The sequence below is a fragment of the Mastigocoleus testarum BC008 genome (assembly GCF_001456025.1).
Classification (GTDB): Bacteria; Cyanobacteriota; Cyanobacteriia; order Cyanobacteriales; family Nostocaceae; genus Mastigocoleus; species Mastigocoleus testarum.
This window is the reverse complement of record NZ_LMTZ01000087.1, coordinates 37089-63079: the sequence shown is the minus strand read 5'-3', so window position 1 is coordinate 63079 and position 25991 is coordinate 37089. Positions and strand designations below refer to the sequence as shown.

The window sequence follows — 25991 nt, the reverse complement described above, 5'->3', positions numbered from 1 at the left end:
GGGTCTATACAAAATTCAAGAGTTAGGAGTAAAGACGTTCTAGTAGAACGCCTTATATTTATTGACCCAGAACTGAAATTCGAAAATAAACTGCAAATAGTTTATGTGTCTTTGTTTTAGTCAACTTTAAATTTACTTGCACTCATTAATAGTTCCTGTGCCATTTCTGATAATTGTTGGAAAACAGTAGCAATACCATTAGCTTCAACTGCGGTTTTATTCGCAATTTGGGCGACATCCTTCATGGATGCTGTTGCTGATACGGATTGCAACATTTGAGTTTGGGTTGCATCGGTAATTTCTTGAAGCAAGCTACTAATTTCGCTTGTTGCAGCTACAATCTCATTTAAATTTTGGCGAGTTTCACTAACTAAAGTCGTACCTTCAACTACCTGTTGGATACCATCTTCCATCGCAACTGCAACATCTCCAGTTTCCTCTTGGATTTCCTGAACCAACTTTTCAATTTCGATGGTCGCTGCTGCTGACTGACGAGATAAAGAACGAACTTCATCCGCTACTACTGCAAAGCCTTTACCATATTCACCTGCACGGGTTGCTTCAATCGCAGCATTTAACGCCAGTACGTTGGTTTGAGTGGCAAAATTACTAATTAGGTTTACTACTTTAGAGATTTTTTGCGAAGATTCACTCAAACGTTTAATTTTTTTACTGGTTTGAGCAACAGTTTCACGAATTGTCTCCATTGCTTCTACAGTCCGATTCATGGCTGTATCACCCAGGTTGACTGTTGCATTGGTGCGGGTAACCACAACTTGCACTGACTCAGCATTTGCGACAACTGCTTGAGTTGAATCTACGGTTTGTTGAATTTCATTTAAAGCCTCATTCACTTCATGGGACTGTTGTTGAGCTAAGGTTGTTAATCCCGTAAGTGCTCCGTTACTGCGTTGAGAGTTTTCTGCAACTTGTTGAGCTGCTGTTTGTACCTGTAAAACTATTTGCCGCAACGCTTGCAAAGTATTGTTATAAGCATCAGCAATTGTACCTAATTCATCTTCCGCAATTGGAGCGCGCACTGTTAAATCGCCGTCAAGTGCAGGTCTGACTGCTGCTAATAGTTCGATCGCACGTTTTTGGAATTCTTCCTTGGCTTGTTTATCTTTTGCTGCTGCTGCAGTTAATTGTTGAGACTGAACCTGTAATTTTTCCAGGTATTCTGCTTGTTGCAATACAACTCCAAATTGAACAGAGATTTGTTTGATTAAATCAATTTCTTGTTCTTCCCAATTTCTAGGTTCGCTACACTGGTGAATGCATAAGAATCCCCACAAATCATCGCCTTTAATGAGGGGTACAATCAAGTTTGCCCGAATCTCTAACTCTGCTAATATTTCTATATGACATTTACTAAAACCAGCGTTATAAATGTCGGGAATAGCTTGAATTTTACCTTCGCGATAATCGGAATGATATTGTTCGCTAAAACAACGATCCTGAACTTTACCTTTGAGTACCGATTTATAAGGCTTTAGAACATCTTCAGCAATAAACTCGCCTTCGTCATAGTTGCCATTTTCTACACAAAAACGAAATACTCCAACCCGATCAGCACTTAACAGACTACGAATTTCTTTTGCTGTAGAGTTGAATAGGTTTTCTAAATCTCCCGTAGATTGACGGATGCGTTCAACAATATTACTAACTAGCTGTTTTTGTTCTGCAGCTTGTTGTATTTTACGCGATCGCACTTGCAGTTCCCGTACGTATTCTGTTTGCTGTAAAGCCACTCCTAACAATACTGCAATTTGTCCCATTGCACTGATTTCGTAATCTTCCCAAATACGAATATCAGAGTGTTGATAAGTTGCTAACAATCCCCAAAGTTGATTATTTTGAAAAATTGGTACTATCAAATAAGCCTTTGCTTCAAATTGTTCCAGCAAATCTTTGTAGCATCGAGGAAATTGAGCCTGGGAAATATCATTAATAGCAAATGCTTTATTTTGTTGAGATTTAATTGCTTGAGGATCTTGAAGGTATGTCTCTTCATTTTTATAAGCACCTCGCTCAATGTCTGTCTTATAAGTATTTTCTAAAGAGCGAATAGACTCGCAGTGAGCGTTTTCTTGGAGTAATTCTGGATCTATTTGTTTTTCTGTGAGTTTTTCTTTAAAAGAAGTCCAACCTCGATCTAAAGACTCAGCAATAAAATCTCCACTCCGGTCAGAATTGAAGCGATAAATAACTGTATGGTCTGCTTGTAATAATCGGCGAACTTCAGCAACAGTGGTTTGGAGAATAATCTCAAACTGGGAAGAGTCAGTAAATTTCTCTGTTAGTGTTTGAGCAATTCTACGTGTTAGATAAATTACATTTTGCTGACGTTCTGTTGTTTGAGCTAATCGATATGACTGAGCTTGGATTAACTCCATATATTCTGCTTGGGAAACAGCAATCCCAAAATTAATTGCAACTTGCTTTAGAAAATTAACTTCCCAGCTTTTCCATGCACGCGGTGCAGTATTTTGATAAGCGGTGACTAAACCCCACAATCTTTGTCCGACAAATATTGGTGCAACTGCATAAGCTTTCACTTCAAATTGTTCAAGAATCTCTAGATGAGATTCTGAGTGACCAGCTTCATAGATATCGTTAACTGTAAAAGTTTCGCGTTCACGATAGCGATCGCTCTGAGTTTCCTGTAAAGTTGTATCTTCCCAGAAATTTTGAATTTCATCTCCTACAAAAGGTGAGTAACCAGTAGCTATAGACTCAGCAATAAATTCACCGTTCCATTCTCGCTCGAAATGATAAACAGCAACGCGCTCGCATTTGAGTAATTGACGTACTTCTTGAGTTGCAATTTTAAAAATTTGTTCGATTTTGTAAGGACGTTGGAGTTTGTCAATAATCTTATTTAGAGAGCGTTGTTTTTGAGCTTGGTCTGCTAATTTTTCCTCGACTTCCAAATCTCTTAATTTTTGGGTGACTTCAACTGTCACTCGCTCAAGTAAACTAATTTGGAATTCTTTCCATTGACAAGCTGTAGAACAATTATGTACTCCCAATAAACCCCAAACATCATTTTCGAGAAAAATTGGTAGAATTAAACTAGACTTTACTTGATATTTTTCTAATAACTGTAATTGATAGGGTGTAAGTTCAACCTCTTTAATATCATCAATTGTTACGACATCTAAATATAAGCTTTTAGTTTCTAAACCAAAAGTAACTACTGGGAGGATTTCTCCTTTTGTGGGCGTCCATCCCTGAACGATGGATTCTGCTAAAATAACCCCAGATTCTTCTGCACTAAATTGATAAATAAAGACCCGATCTACTTCTAAATTTTCTCGGATTTCCGAACTAACTATTTGTAATAAAGTATCAATACTTGTAGTTTTACGAATTTTATTGGCTATCTTAGTTGATTGCTGTCGCCAATCTTTAAATATTTCATCAGTTGTCTTTTTTTCTGTACTTACACGATTAACAATTGCTGTAATTTTATCTGAGGGGGTGCAAGAAAAATCATCCTGTATATTTTCTTCATTATCTAATTCATTTATATGACATTCTTTTTCTTTACTATCTTGATAAATATCAGTCATGAATATGAACCTCAAACAACAAAAAAAATAAACAAATTATTTGAAAAATATTAAATTTATTTTGTAATTTTTAAAATTTAAGAATGGAGATTATTAATAAATCGATGTTACTTACATAAGAAATAAAAATAAATTTCGATTAACTATAGATTTCCCAAGCAGGAGATTTGATAATAGCATTAGCATCTAAGCTAATAATGATATCCTCGGACTTACCAATAAAGTAGCCATGCAATCTGGGAATAATATCTGATTTAAAAAGTTGAGGATCTGGTGATTTCATTAAATCAGTATCTAGCCAACAGATATCGATTAACTTACGAACTAGAAGACCTAAATATTTACCTTCTGCTTGTACAACAATCACCATCATTTTTAAAGTTAAAGGTGCCTCTTGTATGACTGATGTGTACCCCAACATTTCTTCTAAATCAATTATCCATAGCATTTCACCCCGCCAATTATATATTCCTAAAATATAATTATGCATTTGGGGAACACTGCATATTTCTGTCAATGAGATTGGTACAACTTCTGTGATTTTTTCTAATAAAATTACGGCTGTATCTATATTACCCAAGTTAAAACTTAAAAATTTATTTTTGCTGTCCAAATCTATCTTCCTTTTACTGAATAATCGATATTTTATTAAATGTTTTCGTGCAAATATTCATGTTCTTATATTTTGTATTTAATGCGATATTTATTATTGTTACTTCTTAAGTTTCTGTAAAACTTTTGTTAATTCATCTCGATCAACTGGTTTAGAAATATAGGCATCAGCACCCAACATATCACCCCACATTTTATCTACATCAGTATTTTTTGTAGAGCAAAAAACTACAGGTATTTTACTGGTATTTGGATTCTTTTTTAAATCTCTACAAATTTCAAATCCACTCTTACCTGGCAAAATTACATCTAAGAGAATTATATCTGGCTTATTTTTAGTTAATTTTTTATGGGCATCTTCACCACTATTTGCAGTTATGACGGAGTATCCAGCCAGTTGTAAATAACTACTAATTATTTCCATATCTGTTAATCCGTCTTCAACAACTAAAACTGTATTCATGATGATTAATTATCTGTTAAAAAGTTTTTTATTGAGTGAGCAAAATCTATTTTAATGAAGTCTTTAAGGGTAGATTACTTTATATATAGAAGAATTATTGTCATCTCATTTTGAGGTTTTATTTAACTTAGTCAAAGTATACACTTGTCTATCTACAAGCAAAAAATAAAGATATGATGAGTAATAAATTCAAATTACAAAAAATGAAATTTTTAAATTTTTAGTATCTTAATTTCTTAGAAACCTACGAAACCACTATTCTATTAGTGCATATTAGCTGTTTTTTGCGACTGTAAATATTTGCGTATAACACTCATGACTTTCTCTGCAACTACAGGTTTAGTTATAAAATCTGTAGAACCAACGACCTTAGCTCTGACTCTATCAAAAAGACCATCACTTCCCGTAAGTATAATAACTGGTGTTTCAGCAAAAAGAGATACTCTACGTAGCTGAGCACAAATTTCATAACCACTTGCTACGGGCATAACTAGATCTAAGAAAATTAAATCTGGTTTATGTTCTATTAATACAGGTAAAGCTTGTAAAGGGTCTTGGATTTTAACAAGCCGCAGCCCATTCGGAATCAATATTTGTTCCAACATTTGGGATACCTGAGGGCTGTCATCTACACAAGCAATTAGGGAACCACCAGAGTTTTTTGCTTTATTTGGAACTGTTTTCTTATTTTTTTGGATAGTTTTTAACGGTAGGTCAGGTACTGTTACTAATTCAATAATACCTTTGAGAACATAGGGTAGTAGAGAACGTGCAATTGCTAGCGGTGTTTGCTTCATTTTTACAGCTAAATCCCGCAAAGTATACTTACCATTCATCAAAACTACAAAATTTTTATATACAGATGGACTAACCATCTGTTTTAGTTGCTCGGAGCGACGTAATATTGGTGCTAAGTCTGGTGAAAAATTTGCTAATCCTCCTTCTGACCACATTTTCCACGAATCCTGCATAAACTTTAAGGACATATCTGCACTTGTAAAGCTCATTGGAGCTTCCAAGATTACGTCTTGCTTGCGTTCGCAACTAACCAAATTGAAATTTGCTTGTTGAGCTAAATCAAATAAGAGTTCTGCGATTGTATGCTCAACGATAGTACTGATTTGTTCGCGGTTAATTTTTTGTTTTTTATGCAAGATTTCTAGAATGCGATAATCCCAGTAATCTTCTGAAGTATCATCACTGCTTAACTGTATTTTATCTACATTAATCTCTGGACAATATTGAGCCATGTATCTTCGCCACCGGCGAAAGGGGTGAGTACCACCTGTAGCCCAGACTATGCGTCCAAGACGATAGTAAAATCTCCATTTATGTTCTTTTGAACTTTTAATGTTTAGCTTTCCACTGTATTGTAGTTGAGTGCATTGTTTAAACTCATCGAGTAAATTACTCGCTACCATCAATTCTGGATAGCTCATATTTTGTCCCTTCGATTAATAAGTTAATATGCAGTAAAATTAAGACTGGTACTCTGTCACATCAACTTAAGATAATTTTCAACTTTGGATGATTTATAGTTGGAATTTTGGTATCTCAGTTCTAAAAATTTTGACCGAAAAATGCCGATATCAAGATTTGGGTTCGTATTTGTACTATCAGGGACAGACTGATACCAGTAAACATACAAAATATTAATTAAAGAACCCTGTAGCTCAACTAAGTACCAATAAATTATCCTTCAATATTTGACTGACAGATTACTAGCAATACAAAACAATATGGAAAATTTTACTCATCTTTGCGAGCAAAATAATCCTATTATCTGAGTATTTTGTATCTCACATCTGTAGTTTAGTAAGATTCTCTTGGTTCGATGATTTAATTATTATGTAGTGTTTCCCAGGATTATTGAATTTTGAAAGTATATTTGAAAATATAGGACTTGATTATTTCCATTTCTATGATTTCCCTAAAGTTAAACTCAATTTGATACATTAGATTTAACCTCGAAAAAATATCTCATCCCTTTATTTATACAAATACTTAATTCGATATATCTCTACAAAAATTAAAATTAAATGTCATTTTAATGACTGTAAAATTAATCAATAATATTCTTTATAAAGGGATACTAGATTGATTCCGATCAGTATCAATAAATTGTTTGCATAAAGTGCCAGTTAAATTGCTTATGCTTAATACTAAGCATTGATATTACTAAATAAAACCGTGTAAATTCTGATTTTATTTTTTAAGGATATTTCCAGATAAATTATTATAGAGACCCAGCAACATTGCTGAGCCTCTACAAAATAATTTTATGATTTGTTGTCGGTGATATGACTTATAGCAGATTGCAAATCGCTGAGGCATAACTAAAAGCTAGATTTAAGGATTATTTAACTCCTATCTCCTATCTTCTGGCTACTGTTAGTGCTTAGCGTAAGCGTGACGCATCCGTTTTATTTTGTAGGTGGCGTGGCTACAGTGATTGTGAGGTGCGGGGGCGTAAGCACAGACAATGAGGGTGTCTACAGCACAAAATTCTACTATAAATTCAAATCGAAGTTTGGACACCAATATCTAATCCCAAACTTAATTTTCCGATTATTCTTCTCCCTCAGGCTGCTGTGGGGGTTGTCCAGAAACAACAATGAAACCAACAGAGTCTAGTCTAATACTAGGATTATAAATTCCTTCCATCACAGCTTCACCCAAAGCAGTCTCGGTATCTAGTTCTTCAGTTAATGAAGAATTCGGTATTTTCTCTGTCTCTGAATGTCGTTGAAGTCTCAGCCGTAATTGATTTATGCGGGTTTCTAACTTATTTTCGGCAAAGAAAGCGCGCTTTTGGCATAACTCCATGAAGTTAGGTTGTTGTTTCAGTAATTCTTCTGAGGTTGTGCGTGCTTGACGACAAAAATCTTGCCAATCTTCAGCGGGGACGAATCGATCCAAAATTTCTAAGCGATTTTTAGCTAAATTGTAATCTCGGGTGGCTTTATAGCTTTTACCACTGTATTTACGTTGCAAAATCTGCTTTAAATTTTCATCTTCAACAATTGACATTTGCTCGCCACGAGTGTCAAGAAATACCGTTTTGATCAGTGGTGGAAATAAAGCATCAGCACGGCGTTTTAAGCTTTTTAATTTCCTGACATCAAGCCCATAGTTTTTCACAACTTCTTTAGCTGCGCTCAGGTCAGTTTCAACTACATAATCAAAACGGAAGCCAAACCACTCCTTACCTTCGGTTACATCCCAAGATTCATCGGTGCGCCATAATGCAAAAGCTTGACCCCGATCGTCCCAACGAACATAGGATGTGAGGATTGTCATTAACCCCTCACCAATCCGATATAACTTAGTTCCTGTTGTTTGGTTTGCAATTCTGCGATCGTAAGTTCCTGGGTCTTTGATATGTTTCGCAAACAGACTTTTTAATTGATTTGCGGGAACTAGGGTGCGTTTTGTCGCCAGATAACGTCCTACTCCTTTTAAATTTACGTCTTCGCGTTGTTGAAACAATAAACCTTGGCAAATCCAACCTTCTATCGCACGTTGAATTTCTTGGTGACGGGCGTCGTAATCATCAAGTTTCTGAAAATACTCTGCGACGTTCTCATCCCCAACATCAATTTCATCGAGGATATTTTGTTCGCTAATTTTTACTTCTTCTTCGGCTGTTTCCTTTTGAATCTCAGGTATTACTTTTAATAACTCATTTCCCCCAGATTTAAATAGAATTGTTTCAACCTCTGGGATTTTTTCATCTGCGTAATACTGCAATCCAGCGATAGAACGGTCAAAAATACGAAACCCATTTTTTAGCAGCTGATACCAAGCGTCGTGGGGACTATCTTCCAAGTCGACGCCAGCAAATACCGTCAGGTCAACTTCCAAAGGACGACCAATGCGGTCTATCCTACCGATTCTTTGTTCCAAACGACTTGGTAATCTTGGTAAATCGAAATTAATCATCCAGTCAGCAAACTGGAGGTTATGTCCTTCTTCCCCAGAGGAATCAGAAATTAAGATAAAACAATTGGGATTAGTTTTGAACTTGGTTAAGTTTTGTTCTATTTGAGTCCGGGATTGTCCCAAAATATGACCTGCAACGGAAACTTCACCAAATTTTTGCACCAAAAATTTGATAATTTGATTACCAGTTTGGGTAAAACTAGTGAAAACAACGATTTTTGGTAATTTTTGACCAGTCATTGGTCTGTGAATTCGTTGTTTTAACAATTCTAATAACTTACCAAGATTGCTGCGCCAAGACTGCAACTGAAAGATTTCTGAAAGCCGATAAAGAATAACTGTGTTGAGCAGTTCGAGGCGATCGCCATCTTCAGAAGGTTGATTGATGATTTTCAGCAAATCTTGGAGAATCTTTTCTTCTCCCTCAAATAAGGGGGTTTCGGTTAATTTTTGGATGTCATCAGCACTAAATTCACGCAAGCGTACAGCAGAGCTTTTACTACCCAAACGTGCTGTAATTACGTCTTTGAGGACCCCAAACCAGGTACCTGCTCCACGGAATAGCAGTGAAAAGATTCGTTGGTATTCTTCTTGTTGGGGGGCTGCTTGACGCCAATTTTCTAGTAATTCATGGATATCAAAACTACGTTCGTCTAGATCGTATTCGACTTTTGGTACTACATTGCGATCAAATATCACATCTTCAACTGCAGCACGGCGATTCCGAAGCATCCGATTATGCAAACGGTAGGTTTCGCTGATGTGATTGCGAATTTTTCGAATCAGTTTATCTTTATCGGTATCCGCACTTGCAGAGCTCTTCTGCAAACAACTTTCTAATTCCGTCGCCAGATCTAAAACATATTTATCTTCAGCAAATAGCTGGCGCAATTCACCGATATTTTCTTTTAGAACAGATGATTTCGCCCCTTCCTGGAAACAAAGTAAAACCTTACCAACCGAGGAGCGTTTTTTTACTCTGTTACGAAAATCGTCTAGATTGTCAAGGGGATAGCTAATGGGATCTAGCAAGTGTAACATTGCCAAGAAATCCCGCTCGTTGTTAAGGACTGGGGTCGCCGAAAGTAAGAGGAGGCGATCGCTTTTATGTGCTAGTTGTTTACAAGTCTGAAACTGTCGGCGCTGAATCGAATCGGTAGATATCGCCGTTGCTGCGATGTGATGGGCTTCATCTACAATCATTAAACCCAATTCAAGATTCAGGCTAACCCGATTCATATCCTCAAAGGCTATTACCTGTACCCGTTTGCCAAAATGGGAAATATAAAATTTTTGTTCTAATTCAGTTCGCCATTGCTCAACTAAATATTGAGGAACTATTACTATTGCAGTACCGGTTGATTCGTCTAGTAAATACTGTCTGAGAATTGCACCAGCTTCAATAGTCTTACCTAACCCTACCTCATCAGCTAAAAGATAACGTTGGATCGGATCTTCAAGAACACGACGGACAACCTCCACTTGATGGGGATAAAGCTTGATATTTGCCGACATCAAGCCTGTCATTCCATGGCTAAGGGCGCGTTGCTCAATTAAACACTGAACCAAGTTCAATCGCTTGTCATGAAAATAAGGTGTTTCATGACCTTTAATAGCCAAGGTTTCGATTGGGTCGGCGATGTGCATGTTGCAACGAACATAAACATCTTCTTCCCGAGCCAAGATTGTTTTGCAATCCGGTAAGTCGATTTGATAGTGGCTTCTATCTTCGTCCCATTCGTAAATTCTACCTATATTCCAGGTGTCTTGGAGTTCATCCCGGATGTAACATCTGGTTTGGGGTTGTAGCCGAATACGAGATAGGGAGTTTAAGGGTACAGATGCTTTAACGCGTTGCGCAACTGAACAAAAATACTCAACAGTTATTTGGGGATCGGATACATCGATTACTTTTCCTATCCCCAAGTTATTAGTGCCCGAACGCACTAATGAACCAAGCTTTATCATGTTTTCTGGTGTAAAACGAATTTAGCTGCTTATGTGGTGCAGTTAACAATAGAATGCCGTTAGGATATTTATGGGAAAAACTTACCCTGTAGGCATTTGATTTTGTAGGATTAGATGTGTCACAAGTCGGTAGTGTATACCTCGACTAGGAATTGAATCCCAAGTCTGCATTTTAGCCAGGTAATTCTAGATTTACCAGAAATTACCAAATTACTAACTGATATAGATGATGACTAAGCAATAAATACCAACGGTAATTGAATTTTTGATGACATTCAAGGTCTACAATTTCGTGCGCATATTAAGTTTAATATTTACGGCATATATTATCTTAGAACCTTATGTTCCGTATTCCCTTATTTTCCATTCGCCTTAAGCTTTTTTATTAAAACAAAAGAAACTGATTTTCTACAACTCCCACTTCCCTAGCTCCGGGGGTGAAATTCACCGGATTGTATTTTGAGAAGATGGGGACCGGCACAATACAGGATAATTATTAGTTCTCCTAAAGAGAACACAACACCTGAATTATGCCCTCAAATGCACTGTCCATTTAGCTTTCACTTTGGATAACACTAAATGACCGACACTAAATCTTAGCACTCATAGAACTAAAAGTTAAAACATAAAAACTAAGATATTAAAACAAAAATATTAAGATTCAACAGTTTTGCACCCTTGACGACAAAATATTTATTAACCTCTAGGTCATGAATTTGGTTTATTTTCGTCTTGTTTTTCCCGCATTAAACTTTCTTCTAATGCTTGGATTTGTTCCCGACGCGCTTCTAATTCCAGGGAACGACGTGCTAAGTCCTGATTTTGTAAAGTCAAGTCTTGTCGCCACTGTTCCGCCCGTTCGGCTTCTTGACGTAAAAATTCTGGAGTAATTCCACTATTAAGATACTTATCAACTATTTCCAAAATCCAGTTTGTCGCTTCTTCTATGCGCTCAATTTCACCTGTGGAGGAAAGTTCTACAAGTACAAGTAATTTCTCATTCAGAGTATTACCTTTCCCCAACAAAATACAAGTTTCTTCTGGGATCGTAGCCCAAATGTTTTCTGCTTCTTGGCGCGCCAAGAGTTTTAACTGGAATTGGTCTAAAAATTGGTTTCTATGCACCTGGGCTAGATACAGCATAAATAAAACTGCGAGTATCAAAATCCACACCTTAGCCTATGCTAACCTAAATCAGGAATTAGATATGTTAATACAGTCAAGTAATGTCTAGTTGGACGTCATATCTAAATTTTAGAATTTATAGTAGGACTAAGAGTTGCAGAGACGCGATGCATCGCGTCTCTACAGGTAATAGCTTTGCTCTAAGGATATTTCTATGGATAAAAGAAATATTTTCTCGTATAACAAGACTATCACCCGATATTGCCACATGAATTACTTGACTTCAGTTTTGGCTTCATTTTTAGCTTCACCAAGAATACTTTGTAGGCGATCGCCAAGAATTTTAGCTTGAGTTTGTGCTTCGGCTAAATCGTCGCGCACTCCCTGGACAACATTTTCTGGTGCTTGTTCAACAAACTTAGAATTACCCAATCTACCACTGAGGGATTTGATTTGAGTTTCGAGTTTGGTTAAACGTTTTTGCAGTTTGCTGGCAAAGGCATCAATATCTGTTACCCCTTCCAACGGTAGAATTACTTGTACCGTACCAACAACACCAGCAATAGCTTTTTCTGTTTCTGGCTCTGAAACCGCTTCTAATGACTCAATTGGAGTTGTGTCTGGGGTGGAAATTGGGTTTTGTTTATCAACAAAAGCAAAGAATTTCTGGAAAAATTTTTGTCTGTTTTCAGTTGACAGAAGATTTTTACGAATAAACCAAATGCCATATCCAAGCCCAATAACTTCAAATAAACCTCCAACTAAAGGAATATTATCGATGGTATCGACAATATTAAAACCTAATCTCAGTAGGTAAATACCCAAGACAATTATTCCAAGTTTCTTCCAATTAATACGAGATTTTTGTTCTGTTTCAGTTGTTGTTTTCTCAGTATTGTTTTGCAGATTGCTTGTGCTGATACTTAAAGTTTCAACTTTCGCCAAGTCTTTAATGTAAGTTTGTGTGGCGTTGAGAAGTTTTCTTTCTTTTTCGTTGTCACTTTGTAAATTAATCTTGACTTTTACACCAGGTTTAACGTCAGCTTCAGCGCGTAGGTTACGAATGGTACGAATGGTACCAATTAACAATTCAAACTGGGTTTCTAATTCTCCATCAATTAAGCCGGTTTCAACTTCCGGGTAACATTGTACGGACAAACTTGTGGAAGAATTATCCGGTTGTTGGGTGAGAGTTTGCCAAATTTCTTCAGTAATATGGGGCATAAAGGGATTAAGTAATTTTAAAATCCCTTCCAATACATAAGCTAGAGTTTGCTGAGCAACTTTCCGAGATTCAGGGTCAGCATCTTTTTGCAAACGCGCTTTAACTAATTCAATGTACCAGTCGCAAAAATCGCCCCAAATAAATTCATATAATCCCTTTGCAGCTTCTCCCAAGCCGTAGTTATCCATATATTTACAGGTTTGTTGGATAACTTGGTTGTAACGAGAAAGAATCCAGCGATCGCTCAGTTCTGTTGCGACTGGTTTGCCTAAATTCTCCGGCGTTTGACCGTCTAAATTCATCATCACAAACCGCGCTGCATTCCACAACTTATTGGCAAAATTGCGGGAAGCTTCTACGGTGCATGATTCATTTTTTTTGCGATCATACTCTAAACGAATATCTTGACCTGCACCTGCAACTTCTTTAATTAAGGTGTAGCGTACAGCATCCGTTCCATATTTATTGATTAAGACTAAAGGATCGATACCATTTCCTTTAGATTTGGACATTTTCTGACCCTTCTCATCCAAAATCAAGCCGTGGATGTAAACATCTTTAAATGGCATTTTGTCAGTAAAATGTCCCGCCATCATGGTCATTCTAGCGACCCAGAAAAAGATGATGTCGAAACCCGTAACCAAAGTCGCGGTAGGATAATAAGTCTGGAAATCTTTTGTTTGTTCTGGCCATCCTAAAGTGGAAAAAGGCCAAAGTCCAGAAGAAAACCAGGTATCTAAAACATCTGGGTCTCTTTCTAAGCGGACATTATCGCCAAATTTAGCAACAGCTTTTTCATGTGCTTCGATCGCATTTTTGGCAACAACAAACGGTGTACTATCGGTAATCTCTCCATCTGTTTGACTCACAGCATACCAAGCCGGAATTTGATGTCCCCACCACAACTGACGAGAAATACACCAATCTTCTAACTTAACCAACCAGTCACGGTATACCTTAGTCCAACGTTGGGGGACAAACCGTGGTGAATTACCTTCATCCAGACAAGCCAAAGCTTTATCAGCTAAGGGGCGAATCTTTACAAACCATTGGGTGGAGATTAAAGGTTCTACGGGAACTTTACCGCGTTCACTGTAGGGAACCGTATGTTTGTAATCTTCTACCTTAACTAAAACACCATCTGCTTCTAAACGAGCAATAACATTTTTTCTCGCCTCAAAACGGTCTTGACCCTTAAATTCTCCGGCATTCTCATTGAGAGTACCGTCCTTATTCATAATATTGATAAACGGCAAATTGTGACGCTTACCCATGGCAAAATCATTCGGGTCATGGGCTGGAGTAACTTTAACACAGCCAGTACCAAAACTTGGATCGACTAATTCATCAGCAATAATTGGAATTACCCGATTCATAATTGGCAAAGTTAAAGTTTTGCCAACAAAACCTTTGTAGCGATCGTCGTTAGGATTTACCGCTACCGCTGTATCACCCAACATTGTTTCTGGTCGGGTTGTCGCCACTTCCACATAACCGGAACCATCTGTTAATGGGTAACGAAAATGCCAAAGATTTCCATCTACTTCCTTTTTATCTACTTCCAGATCGGATACAGCAGACTGTGATTTGGGGCACCAATTTACCATGTAATTGCCACGATAAATTAAGCCTTCATCATACAGACGGGCAAAAGCTTCTAAAACCGCCTGAGACAAACCCTCATCTAACGTGAATCTTTCCCGCGTCCAGTCCACCGACACACCCAAACGGCGCAACTGATTAACAATTGTTCCTTTTGATTGAGCTTTCCATTCCCAAGCACGTTCGAGAAATTTTTCTCGCCCTAAGTCCTTGCGAGTTTTACCTTCAGCTTCAAGCTGTTTTTCCAAAATGGTATGGACAGCAATACTGGCATGGTCGGTTCCAGGCAAATACAAAGCATTACGTCCCTTCAGGCGTTGGTAGCGCACAGTGGTATCAATCAAGGTATTATCGAAAGCATGACCCATGTGTAAAGTACCGGTGACATTTGGTGGTGGAATTACCACACAGAAAGGTTCACCACCCTTATCGGGGTCAGCTTTGTATACTTGATTATCTTCCCAAAACTTCTGCCACTTGGCTTCTGTGGCGAAGGGATCGTAAACACTGGGTAAATTAGTAATTGTTGCGGTCATGCTGGAAAATACCAATAGGTCAAGAAAGAAGGCGACGTTGCTATTTATAGCAGAAGTCGGACTCTTCGATCTAAATTTATGTAAATGTTTTTAATTACCAAAAACAAAAGTACCTGTTTGGAATTACAGGTTACGTTTTGTATTATAGCAGTAGTACTAGATTGGTAATGGGTAATGGGTAATTGGTAATTGGTGATTGGTAATTGGTGATTGGTAATTGGTAATTGGTAATTGGTAACGGGTAATCCTTGCTCATCACTCATCACTCATCACTCATTACTCATCACTCATTACTCCTTACTTCTCCTCGATGTATCAATAATTATTGACGGAAAAATTGAATTCTGTGAAGAATAGCTAATAATTACAAGTACTTAAAGGTTAATAAACCCAGCTAATTCGTCCAATTTGATGAAGATAAATGAAATAATCTGGACGGAAGTACTTTAATTGTGCAATTAAGAACCATCAGACATGTATAATTCGCATCTGCAACAAGTAACCGTACATCTACGTCTGTAAAGGTTACTTAATTACGTTTCTCCACACCTAATTTATATCAAACTCATTTACCACATTTATGGAAGCTCAAACTAAGTCGTCTTCGCTTTCCCCTTGGTTTTATGTACCTAGTCTTTACTTTGTCCAAGGCATACCCTACATGATTATTAATGTAGTTTCCACAATTTTATATAAAAGACTGGGAGTTGATAACGCTCAAATTACCCTGTGGACGAGTTTTCTTTATTTACCTTGGGTAATTAAAATGTTTTGGGGTCCATTTGTTGATACGTTTTCCACAAAAAGAAGATGGTTGCTGACCACTCAATTTGCGATGTCCGGTTGTTTGGCTTTGGTCGCACTATCTTTACAGCTACCAAATTTCTTTTTTATATCTCTAGCAGCTTTTGCAGTGGGAGCATTTATTTCTGCTACATATGATATTGCCACAGATGGCTTTTACATGCTTGCACTTAATCCAGGACAGCAAGCTTTTTTTGTTGGGATTCGCACCTTCTTTTATCGACTAGCGATGCTATTTTGTACTGGATTTCTAGTGATTTTAGCAGGTCGTTTAGAAAAAAGTACTGGAAATAATCCCCTCAGTTGGTCAATCGCAATTGGTGTTGCGGCTGTAATTTTTGCAGTTTTATTTATTTTTCATGCCCTGATTTTACCTGCTCCCGAATCAAATTCTCACAATAATTTAGATAATAAAACAGTTCAAAATGTATCTTGGGTGAATGTTTTTCGTTCTTATTTTGAACAGAATAAAGTTTACATAATCTTATTATTTATTCTGTTTTACAGATTTGGGGAAGCGATGTTGCTCAAGCTAGCATCTGTATTTTTATTAGATCAAACAGCAGCAGGTGGGTTAGGACTTGCAACAGAAGATGTTGGCTACATATATGGAACATTCGGATTAGTTTCTCTAATTTGTGGAGGTATTCTGGGAGGAATATTAATTTCTAAATTTGGTTTAAAAAAATCTTTGTTTCCAATGGCTTTATCGCTAAATTTACCAAATTTATTTTATGTATACATGGCTGTAGCTAAACCTCCAATTCAATTTGTTTATCCTTTAGTTTCCATCGAACAATTTGGATATGGAATTGGAACTACTGCATTTATGGTTTACTTAATGTACATTTGCAAAGGAGAATATAAAACATCTCACTACGCCATATCTACAGGTTTAATGGCTTTGGGGATGATGATACCTGGAGCTATTAGTGGAACAATTCAAGAATCTGTGGGGTATCCATTATTTTTTGGAATAGTATTTTTAGCAACTATCCCCGGAATGTTGACAATATTCTTTTTACCTTTGAATGGAGAAGAAGGTAAACAACAGAAAACTATCTAACTTGTTTATTAATTTGATTGTTTTGTTATTCTATAGGGTGTGTTAAGCGAAAGTCGTAACGCACCTTATTTTTTAGTTGCTATTATACTATAATCATTTCAAGGTAATAAAAAGTGTCTGATAATATTCAAGAATCCTGTCAAAATAAAGAACAGGTACAAAAACACTACCAAAATATAGCTGTAAATTTTGATGAATTATGGACATATTCACAAGATTTCATTATATTTATTAGTGAAAAAATAGTTAAAAAATTAGAATTTAAATCTCAGGATATTTTTCTCGATTTAGGTTGTGGTACTGGGCTTTTCACCAAAGAGATTAATAATATTGTTGGTTTTGACAATCCTGTAATTTGCTGCGATATTTCTGCAAATATGCTCGCTCAATTAAGCGATAATTCTGATTACAAATGTGTAGCTATGGATGCAGTTGAATTTTCCCGTCAATCTTATGAATATGATAAGATTCTGATAAAAGAAATGATTCATCACTTAAATGTAAATGAGCAAGAAAAACTGACCGAAAATATATTTGCTCGATTGCACTTGGGTGGTAAATTTTTATTGATTCTACTTCCACCAACTATTGAATATCCATTATTTGAAGCTGCTTTAAGTAGGTATGAAGAGTTACAGCCTGATTACAAGTATTTAGTAGAATTATTTAATAAAACAGGTTTTAAAACTAGTGTAGATTTTGTTGAATATCCTTTATCTATACCAAAAAATAGATATATCATGATGGTGAAGAATCGCTATATGTCTTTACTTTCAAGTTTTGACGACAACGAAATACAAGAAGGAGTATTTGAAATCGAACAGAAATATTCTGATAAAGATATTTTAGAATTCAATGATCGTTTTGTTTGTATTGTAGGGGAAAAATATTAATTAAAGTATCGATTTTTATAATAAATCTAATTTTATTAGAATCGTCTTTATTCTCCTAAACTTTTAAATTACTCATGTCTTATGTTTTAGGAATAGATGGTGGGGGTAGCAAAACTACTTGTATATTGATGAACTGTTCCCGTCAGCTAATAGGGAGAGGTGAAGCAGGTGCATCCAATTATCAAAGTATTGGTATTGAAGCAGCTAAAAAGTCTATTGAAACTGCTATTAAAGAATCATTAATAGCAAGTAATATGATTCAAAATATTGAAACTCAAAATACTCAAGTTAAAGCTATTTGTTTAGGTTTAGCAGGTGTTGGACGTCCCAAAGATATAGAAGTAGTAAAAAATATAATTCAAGATTTACGTGACAATGGATCGTTACCCATTACTTGGAATTTACAACCCCATAACATCATAATTTGTCACGATGCTTTAATTGCTTTAGTCGGGGGAATTGGTCATAACGTAGGAATTGTGGTTGCTGCTGGTACTGGTTCCATTATTTTTGGACGAAATTCCCAAGGAAAAACCAAACGGGTTGGTGGTTGGGGTCATATTTTAGGTGACGAAGGTAGCGCTTACAAAATTGCGATCGCAGGAATGCAAGCTGCATTAAAAAGTTATGACGGACGAGAAATAAATTCTTGTTTGTTAGCAGATTTTCAACAACATCTCGAACTCGCAAATATTGAAGATTTAGTAGATGTCATATACAGACGCGGATGGGATGTGAAAAAAATCGCTGCTTTAGCACCAATTGTCGATCGCGCAGCTGCAAAAGGCGATCAGGTTGCAAATAAGATTATTGATGATGCTGTGGAAGAGTTATTTAAAGCAACTTCTACGGTTATTGAGGCGATTTTTCAACCGGGGGAAGCTTTGGAAGTAGTGACAACCGGAAGTGTGTGGGGAAGTAGTGGAATTCGGGAGAAGTTTGTGAATGCTATGGTTGAAATATTTCCTGGAGTTGAGGTAATTTTACCGAGATTTGAACCTGCTTATGGGGCTTGTTTACAAGCTTTGGGGAGCTTAATATAATACGAAACTCCCCATCAGCATTGCTAAAATCCAATGTTTATAGCTTATACCTGAATTTTAGTGATGAGATATTGTCATCAATAAGGTTGAACGGTCAGTTTAAAGACACACCTAAAGTACTACTACTCGAATACATCATTACATGTATGTACGATTTTTGACTTGTGTTTGACTTGATGGTGTTTTTGTCTGCGGGACGTATCCAATAGACTTCAAATAATTCAACATAGTATTAGCATCAGATACTTCAAAGGGATCTACTTGAGAATTATCTTCAAGCCCTGGTTCTACAAATATCTTCTCAATTTTGCAGTCATTGACCACCATTGAATAACGCCAAGAACGCCAACCAAAACCTACATTATCTTTGTTTACTAACATTCCCATTTTACGGGTGAATTCACCAGTACCATCGGCAAGTAGAACAACATTTTTGATATTCTGCTGTTTACCCCATTCATACATCACAAAAGGATCATTAACCGATAAACAAATAATCTGATCTATTCCCTGGGCGCGAATTTGAAAATAAAGTTCTTCATAACGAGGTAAATGAGTTGAAGAGCAAGTGGGAGTAAAAGCACCAGACAAAGCAAATAGTACTACTCGCTTACCACCAAAAATATCCTTGGTTGTCTGAGATTGCCAAGAAAAGCGATTAGTAAAAGTAACATTGGGAACTTGATTTTGATAAATCATCATTAATTGATATTTACGTTAAGAAATATCTATGCTCGAAAAACTCTAGGAACCCTAAATTTTATGAAAAATATAGTAGAAACTAATCGATAAATCATCTCTAAAAAGATCCATTTTTTCTACAAGTGATTTAGGAATGTATACAAAAAAGTGATGTGACAGGTCGTTATGCTGATATAGACAACCGGTAATAATACACTTTTATGATTTTAGGGATCAGCAGAAGATAACTTATTGACGTCTGACACTCACATTAATTGACTCTCCGTCGAAGATAAGATTCTTGGGATAGATAGAAAAAACAATTATGTTTGCCACAGTCTAAGAGGGAAACTACAATTAACAAAATTTAGATTTTTTTATTATAGTCAAACATAAAAAAAAGGACTATTTTATCTCAAGTTATAATGCTTTTAAGCAGCTAGTAGATATACAAAAATAATAAAAAAATTAGCAAAGAAAAATCTTCTTACTTATGGGATGAGGCATCTATTTCCCTGTTCCCCATACAAACAAAATGTTAAATTAATGTAGGCTAGGTGCTTAACAATTTTCTCAACCATGCTTGATGATACAAAACTAGTCTGGGATTTACAGCGAGTAAATCAAATAGCTCAAAGCTTTTCTACTTCCCTAGACTTAAAGGAAATCGCTTGCTTGGCTACAGATGGTTTGGTTGAGTATTTCGACTGCGCTTTTGCTCGAATTTGGTTAGTTGAACCAGATGGTGAAATGTTGCGATTGGTTGCATCATCTGGATTATATACTCACACAGATGGTTCTTTTAGTCGCATTCCAATGGGAGAATTTAAAATTGGTAAAATTGCTCAAAATCGTATATCTCTATTAAGCAATAACTTAGCTGCGGAATCTTGGGTTAGGTATCCCCAATGGGCGATCGCTAATAATATTACTAGTTTTGCTGGCTATCCCTTAGTTAATTCTGACAAGGTGGTTGGAGTTTTAGCTGCATTTAGCCATCATCCCATGAGGTCAGAGTTTTTAGAAGTGTTATTAAGTCTGTGCACGACCTTAACTGTGGCTTTGGAAATTGCATCGCAACATCATAAAGAGAAACAAGATGTTAAGCCCAAAATAACCCTTAGCGAACTGTCACTTTCCGATAACCTCGCTTACATATTGGGTCAAACAAAGTTGACAGTAATAGGGACGGAAAGAAGTCTTGACTTATCTCAAACTCAAGTATTTCTCAAAACTGCTGAGATACTTCAAACCCTAGATTGTACTTACTGTCGTTTAACTTATGAACTAGATTCAGTTTCTTTGGAAGCGATTGCCGCTACTTCAGCTATAATTTCTCAAGAACAAGAAGAATGGGAACAATCCGTTTTTGGTAATTTGTTCTCGACTACATCATGTTTTGGTGGAAGTTTGAAAATTAATACTGAAGCAAGCATCAAAGCTATTCAGGTGTCTTTGACTTTTCCATCCGTGATCGATATCCCAGAATTATCTCTCAGGATTAAATGTCGCTTACCTCTGCTACAGACAGGATTCGCTCAGCTAGCTTATTCTGCAGGATTAACAGTTTGTACTGGTGGCGATAATCGCCATATTCCCTTGCTTACAGATCGAGCTTCTTTAGTTGAAACTAGCGAACGCACTATTTGGGTTAACCATGACTCAAACTCAAAAATTATTCCTGAAGGAGTAAAAGCTTCTATTGATTTATCCACAACTTCAAAACAATTACGGGAAGTGGTTGAAACTCTAATGAAGGGAGATGCTTGGAAACTCAATAGGGGACTCAATAATAATATTCAAGTACAACAACAGAAGCTTTCTGAGAGAGAACAGGAAGTAATTACCCTTTTAACTCAGGGATTGCGCGATCGCGATATTGCTGAGCAACTCCACATTAGTAATAGTACCGTTAAGTTTCACATTAACAACATATTAACTAAGCTAAACTCAAAAACTCGACTGCAAGCACTTTATAAGTTAATGAATACTGGTGGGTTAGAACTTTGAATTCACACCAATCTCCTTTGATATTGCTACACTTTTTTTAATGACTTGTGCTTAGTACTACACCTACATCGCGTTAATTAAAAAGACATTTTGTTTTTCAAGTGCAGCCCGCCTAAACTTGAAAGCTTTTTGATATTCATCATCTTTGAATAATTTTAAGAAATATTCTCGTTGGGGATACTGTCCGATAGCAATAATATCCCATTGAGTTGAATCATTTCCTATTAAGTTACCTTCAACAGTACCTCGAAGGAGAAAATGTCCGCCAACTTCAGAAACTTTAGGGACGCTTGTTTCGGCGTAGGTTGCAAATGCTTCACTTCCTGTCATTTCTTTCCCATTGGTTAAGGTTGTGTCGGCTCGATCTTTGAGCTTAAAAAAATTGACAACTGTTAGTGGTGAGTTCATATCACCCTTAAGAAGGGTTTCCCATTGTGTCGTAGTTGGTAATCCTTCACCAGAACCATAGAGATTAATAAAGACTTCTACTGAATATTGCATGACACTACAATAAATTACGATTACACTATACTACAAAAAAATACATTAGTTTAGTTCCTTGTTTCTTATTTGCTGTTGGGAAAAAATTAAATCGAGATGAATTTGCTAATATTTGTTGAGGTCTTGCTGCTATCAAATAGTTGCTGTTATTAGCATCAACGATAACAAATTATAAAATACTAAAGGTAATCGCGCTTTAAATTTATTTATAGACAGACATCATTTAATTAAATAAACATTTTGCAGAATATATTAATAACGATCCAGTTCCAGGAAAAATCTTATATTTTCGCGGCGACGGTGGTAATGGTAAGTCTCTGTTACTGAAGTATTTAAGAAAAAGATGCTGCAATCGATTCGACAAGCAAGTATGGCGGGAAATACTGCTTGGCTCTAGGTGACATTTTCTTGTAAATTAGTGGACAATCCTAGACAAAATGTCTAAGATTTATACTTGATTTTCTTCGACTAACTCTCGGACATAATCCCTATTGTCGCGACAAAAAAAGGGTTCCAGTCCGAGAAAAGTAAAGCTAAATTCCGGTTAAAGTTAATTGCTCTAAAATCAAAGATATTAAAAATTGCTAGTTTAAAACGAGACTTAAGTAAATTAGAATCTACAGCAAGATTGCACATTTGTTTTGGTTCTCGCAAGCTTTTTAATGCTCAATATCATCTAGAAGAAAATGGCTATTCTAGTCATGAAGAATGGTTAGAAGATTGGCGTAAGAAGCGGTCAGGACGGTTTTATTGTGTGGGTAAGTCATCTTATGGGGGCGGTACGATGATAAACATCTATGCCACAGAGGATGATGGTAAATACATGATGCGTGTTCAAGTTCCACGATGCTTGCAAGAACAGTGTGGCAAATATATTGAGGCTTATTTTACCGTAGATGACCGTAGTGGTAGAATGCGGCGCAAAGACTTAGAATATGCCATTAACCATCAAAAACCAATAACTACTCAAGTTTTTCGTAGGGAACATAAAGATGACAATTGTTATGTGCATCTAACAACTTACGTGCAAGATATTCCCATAGTTTACACCATCAAGAATGGTTGTTTGGGAATTGATTTTAATGCCAATTCCTTGTCAGTAACTTATGTAAAGTCAGATGGGAATATTGCATGGTGCCATGACTTCCCCTATCAATGGAAAGGCAAGACTTGCGGACAGCGAAAAGCTCAAATGAGAGATTTAGTTTGTGATATTGTCCGTATCGCTGATTCTTTAAAGTGCTCTATCGCAATAGAGTCACTTGATTTTTCAAAGAGAAAAGCGCAGATGAGTGAAGAAAGTAAGCTTTACAATGGAATGCTTTCGAATCTCTCTACTTGGCTTTTTAAAACAGCTTTAGAATCTCGTTGTAAACGTTTTGGCGTGCAATTGGTCAAGATTAACCCAGCGTTTACAAGTCTAATTGGCATGATTAAATTCATGGTTAAATATGGTTTAAGTAGTGGCACATCAGCAGGTATGGTTATTGCCCGTCGAGCCATGAAGATGTCAGAAGCAGTTCCACAATGCTTGTCGTTACCAGTGGATGACGGTAAGCATGCTTGGAGTGCATGGAACCGCGTTTCTCGATTTATCAAGAAACATGGTATACGGCGTACTCAGCTTTTTCAATGGACAAAAGCCCTTGAGGGAATCCTAAAATGGGAACATTCCAACCCTTCTTTGCCAGTAGACATTGATAAAAGTCAAACTAAAAATCCTCCCATTCACCGAGGAGAGGTTAGACCAGATGGCAATGTCCAACTTTGTCTATTTGTTTAGTAGGTGTACAATTTAAGCACTTTACAAGTTGATAATTACTGATCGATTAAAGCTTTAAACACTTCCTAACCCTGAGGAGCAATCAATTTTTTATCAGTTGATTTTTTCCCATTTCCAGCAAATTCGTAATTCGACAAAGCTCTTAAAGCCCGATTGTAATATGGGTCTTCAATAGTTCCCCATAAATTCGGATTTGTTGCTAACTGACGCCGCTGCGAATACGTCAAATCTAAGTTAATATCTGGGGTAATTCCTTTACGATTGATATCAGTTCCTTTGGGAGTGTAGTAATGAGCGGTCGTGATGGTAATTCCAGAACCGTCACCCAAGTCATGAAGTCTTTGTACTAAAGCTTTACCAAATGTTTTAGTCCCAATCACCACTGCTCGGTTATTATCTTGTAGCGCTCCGGTAAGAATCTCACTAGAACTAGCTGAATTACCATCTACTAAAATAGCTAGGGGTTTATTGGTTAGAGAATTACCATTGGCTTGAGCTTTTTGGCTTTTTCCTTCGCGATTCACCATACTAACAATGCCGCCATTATCTAGCCACATTTTGGCAATTTCAATACTTGAATGTAAATATCCGCCAGGATTACCGCGCAAATCTAAGACAAATTCATCAGCTTTCTGAGCTTCTAAATCGTTGATCGCATTTTGCATTTGCTTTGCAGCATGGGCGCTAAAATCTCGCAAACGAATGTAACCTACACGTCGCTGACCTTCTTGTTTCAGAGCATAATTCACTGTTTGTACTTCAATATTTGCTCTGGTTAATTCAAGATTAAAATATTTCTCACCTTCACGTCCAATTTGCAAATTAACAGTACTACCAGCCTTCCCACGAATTAACTCGGGGGGTTCCTTCGCGCTCATCTCACGAACGCTTTTACCGTTAATTGCTAAAATTTCATCACCTGCTTTAATTCCAGCTTGCTGCGCTGGGGAATTATCCAAAGCTTCAACTATTGTTAGTCGCTTAGCTGTGTCATCAAACTTCATGCGAATCCCAATTCCAGAAATCTCACCGGAAGTCTGGCTAGTATAATATTTATACTCCTTAGGAGCCATGAAGCGAGTGTAAGGATCTTCTAAACTTTCCAGCAATTTATGGACTGCTGCGTAAGCCTCTTCTTGAGAACTATAATTTTTACTTAATAATTCACGTCTAACAGCTTTCCAGTCTTGTTGATTAAAAGATGAATCTACATAATCGCGATTTACCAACTGCCATACTCGATCCACAATAACTTTGGGACTATCCTGCAATGCAGCTTTGACTGAATTGCGCCAACTTAGACCAAATGTAGCTGTAGTGGCTATTACCCCACTAAGAAAAGCTATTTGCAGTTCAGAGTAAGGTTTTGCAGATTTATTCATATATGTTATGTTTAACAACTATATTTTTCACAGCTGAACAATAAAACTTTGCAAATATAGCGGTTTTCGCTAACAATAACAAAAATTTTTAATGGTTCATTTGTCGCGGAAGTCAGGAGTCAGGAGCCACAATTACGTGCGGTAGCGCACCGCTTCTTGATGCATTCGCTAATGGGGAAATCCCTAAGACTGCACTGCATCGCTTTGCTAACAGAAGCCAGAACTCAGAAGTCAGGATGTAATGTCCTTGATAACTGACTTTCAGCTTTTGAAGTTTACCTTACTGACTTGCAATCTACTATATTCTTTCTCAAATTATAAAATTCTTTACAAATTTATTGCAACTTATCACACCTTCTACCAATGCCAAACATATTCAAACTGCTCAAAGAGTTGAGCTATTTGATTTTTTTCAATCAATGATACACCGTCAATTAGTCGGTTTTGAGGTAAAGCTCGATCTTGAATATCTTCAGCGATCGCATAAATTGGAATATTTTTATTAATCATCATCTCCAAATCTCGATCTAACTCGGGAGGTTGGGTTTGTTTCCAATGACCAAAATGCAAATTAAATGGCTTTTGTTCGTTGACTAAATAATTAACAGCATTACCTCTGAGCAAGATGGAAATATCAACTCCTGCATTATGGAAACTCTGACTTAACCAAAGAATTGTGTCATCTTGCTCTTCAAGGGTTCCGCGATAAGCACTTTCAACAATATTTAAAACCTTCATTTTGCTCCCCTTTAATGAGTAGAAATATAGTGCTGCATAATT

Annotated in this window: 16 protein-coding genes; 5 read left to right on the top strand and 11 right to left on the bottom strand. The window is 36.7% G+C overall.

The features are described 5' to 3' along the window. Positions 1-116: 116 nt before the first annotated feature. From BC008_RS15780 to BC008_RS15750, 7 genes are all read right to left on the bottom strand, one after another. Complete coding sequence (locus BC008_RS15780; protein ID WP_027840443.1) at positions 117-3575, bottom strand: GAF domain-containing protein; 3459 nt, start codon at positions 3573-3575, stop codon at positions 117-119. A gap of 139 nt (positions 3576-3714) precedes the next feature. Beyond that, on the bottom strand, positions 3715-4188 hold the full coding sequence (locus tag BC008_RS15775; RefSeq protein ID WP_027840444.1) for a chemotaxis protein CheW: 474 nt from the start codon (positions 4186-4188) through the stop codon (positions 3715-3717). Positions 4189-4287: 99 nt separating this feature from the next. Next, positions 4288-4650: a response regulator transcription factor gene (locus tag BC008_RS15770; protein ID WP_027840445.1), complete on the bottom strand. Its 363-nt coding sequence runs from the start codon at positions 4648-4650 to the stop codon at positions 4288-4290. Between the two features lie 263 nt (positions 4651-4913). After that, positions 4914-6089, bottom strand: a complete 1176-nt coding sequence (locus BC008_RS15765; protein WP_027840446.1) for a response regulator — start codon at positions 6087-6089, stop codon at positions 4914-4916. Between the two features lie 1129 nt (positions 6090-7218). Next, a complete protein-coding gene (gene dpdE, locus BC008_RS15760; RefSeq protein ID WP_027840447.1) occupies positions 7219-10560 on the bottom strand; it encodes a protein DpdE in 3342 nt (1113 codons plus the stop codon). Positions 10561-11268: 708 nt separating this feature from the next. Next, on the bottom strand, positions 11269-11703 hold the full coding sequence (locus BC008_RS15755; protein ID WP_027840448.1) for a hypothetical protein: 435 nt from the start codon (positions 11701-11703) through the stop codon (positions 11269-11271). Between the two features lie 255 nt (positions 11704-11958). After that, positions 11959-15048, bottom strand: a complete 3090-nt coding sequence (locus tag BC008_RS15750) for a valine--tRNA ligase (protein ID WP_058183656.1) — start codon at positions 15046-15048, stop codon at positions 11959-11961. Positions 15049-15628: 580 nt separating this feature from the next. Here BC008_RS15750 and BC008_RS15740 point away from each other — a divergent pair. The 3 genes from BC008_RS15740 (at position 15629) to BC008_RS15730 (ending at position 18854) form a co-directional block, all read left to right on the top strand. Then, positions 15629-16918: an AmpG family muropeptide MFS transporter gene (locus BC008_RS15740; RefSeq protein WP_027844350.1), complete on the top strand. Its 1290-nt coding sequence runs from the start codon at positions 15629-15631 to the stop codon at positions 16916-16918. Positions 16919-17031: 113 nt separating this feature from the next. After that, the gene (locus BC008_RS15735) at positions 17032-17811 is read left to right on the top strand and encodes a class I SAM-dependent methyltransferase (RefSeq protein ID WP_201026132.1); all 780 of its coding nucleotides are present in this window, start codon (positions 17032-17034) and stop codon (positions 17809-17811) included. Between the two features lie 74 nt (positions 17812-17885). Further along, a complete protein-coding gene (locus BC008_RS15730) occupies positions 17886-18854 on the top strand; it encodes an N-acetylglucosamine kinase (protein WP_027844348.1) in 969 nt (322 codons plus the stop codon). A 138-nt stretch (positions 18855-18992) separates the two neighbouring features. Here the strand turns inward: BC008_RS15730 and BC008_RS15725 are convergent, their stop codons facing one another. Then, positions 18993-19553, bottom strand: coding sequence for a peroxiredoxin (locus BC008_RS15725; protein WP_407657060.1), 561 nt, complete (start codon positions 19551-19553; stop codon positions 18993-18995). 561 nt (positions 19554-20114) lie between these two features. Here BC008_RS15725 and BC008_RS15720 point away from each other — a divergent pair. Further along, a complete protein-coding gene (locus tag BC008_RS15720) occupies positions 20115-21545 on the top strand; it encodes a LuxR C-terminal-related transcriptional regulator (protein WP_027844347.1) in 1431 nt (476 codons plus the stop codon). Positions 21546-21608: 63 nt separating this feature from the next. On the opposite strand, the gene BC008_RS15715 is transcribed toward BC008_RS15720, so the two are convergent. Continuing rightward, positions 21609-22046, bottom strand: coding sequence for a DUF1330 domain-containing protein (locus tag BC008_RS15715; protein ID WP_036266252.1), 438 nt, complete (start codon positions 22044-22046; stop codon positions 21609-21611). 628 nt (positions 22047-22674) lie between these two features. On the opposite strand from BC008_RS15715, the gene BC008_RS15710 reads away from it, so the two are divergent. Then, a complete protein-coding gene (locus BC008_RS15710; RefSeq protein ID WP_058183655.1) occupies positions 22675-23829 on the top strand; it encodes an IS200/IS605 family element transposase accessory protein TnpB in 1155 nt (384 codons plus the stop codon). A 65-nt stretch (positions 23830-23894) separates the two neighbouring features. On the opposite strand, the gene ctpB is transcribed toward BC008_RS15710, so the two are convergent. Beyond that, on the bottom strand, positions 23895-25211 hold the full coding sequence (gene ctpB, locus BC008_RS15705; RefSeq protein WP_058183654.1) for a carboxyl-terminal processing protease CtpB: 1317 nt from the start codon (positions 25209-25211) through the stop codon (positions 23895-23897). A gap of 357 nt (positions 25212-25568) precedes the next feature. Further along, a complete protein-coding gene (locus BC008_RS15700; RefSeq protein WP_027844345.1) occupies positions 25569-25949 on the bottom strand; it encodes a DsrE family protein in 381 nt (126 codons plus the stop codon). Positions 25950-25991 lie beyond the last annotated feature (42 nt).

Excerpts from the sequence above, each read along its gene's own strand:
- BC008_RS15700 (WP_027844345.1), bottom strand. The coding sequence starts at position 25,949 with ATGAAGGTTTTAAATATTGTTGAAAGTGCTTATCGCGGAACCCTTGAA.
- BC008_RS15750 (WP_058183656.1), bottom strand. The coding sequence starts at position 15,048 with ATGACCGCAACAATTACTAATTTACCCAGTGTTTACGATCCCTTCGCC.
- BC008_RS15780 (WP_027840443.1), bottom strand. The coding sequence starts at position 3,575 with ATGACTGATATTTATCAAGATAGTAAAGAAAAAGAATGTCATATAAAT.
- BC008_RS15720 (WP_027844347.1), top strand. The coding sequence starts at position 20,115 with ATGCTTGATGATACAAAACTAGTCTGGGATTTACAGCGAGTAAATCAA.
- BC008_RS15725 (WP_407657060.1), bottom strand. The coding sequence starts at position 19,553 with ATGATTTATCAAAATCAAGTTCCCAATGTTACTTTTACTAATCGCTTT.
- dpdE (WP_027840447.1), bottom strand. The coding sequence starts at position 10,560 with ATGATAAAGCTTGGTTCATTAGTGCGTTCGGGCACTAATAACTTGGGG.
- BC008_RS15765 (WP_027840446.1), bottom strand. The coding sequence starts at position 6,089 with ATGAGCTATCCAGAATTGATGGTAGCGAGTAATTTACTCGATGAGTTT.
- ctpB (WP_058183654.1), bottom strand. The coding sequence starts at position 25,211 with ATGAATAAATCTGCAAAACCTTACTCTGAACTGCAAATAGCTTTTCTT.
- BC008_RS15730 (WP_027844348.1), top strand. The coding sequence starts at position 17,886 with ATGTCTTATGTTTTAGGAATAGATGGTGGGGGTAGCAAAACTACTTGT.
- BC008_RS15740 (WP_027844350.1), top strand. The coding sequence starts at position 15,629 with ATGGAAGCTCAAACTAAGTCGTCTTCGCTTTCCCCTTGGTTTTATGTA.
- BC008_RS15755 (WP_027840448.1), bottom strand. The coding sequence starts at position 11,703 with ATGCTGTATCTAGCCCAGGTGCATAGAAACCAATTTTTAGACCAATTC.
- BC008_RS15715 (WP_036266252.1), bottom strand. The coding sequence starts at position 22,046 with ATGCAATATTCAGTAGAAGTCTTTATTAATCTCTATGGTTCTGGTGAA.
- BC008_RS15770 (WP_027840445.1), bottom strand. The coding sequence starts at position 4,650 with ATGAATACAGTTTTAGTTGTTGAAGACGGATTAACAGATATGGAAATA.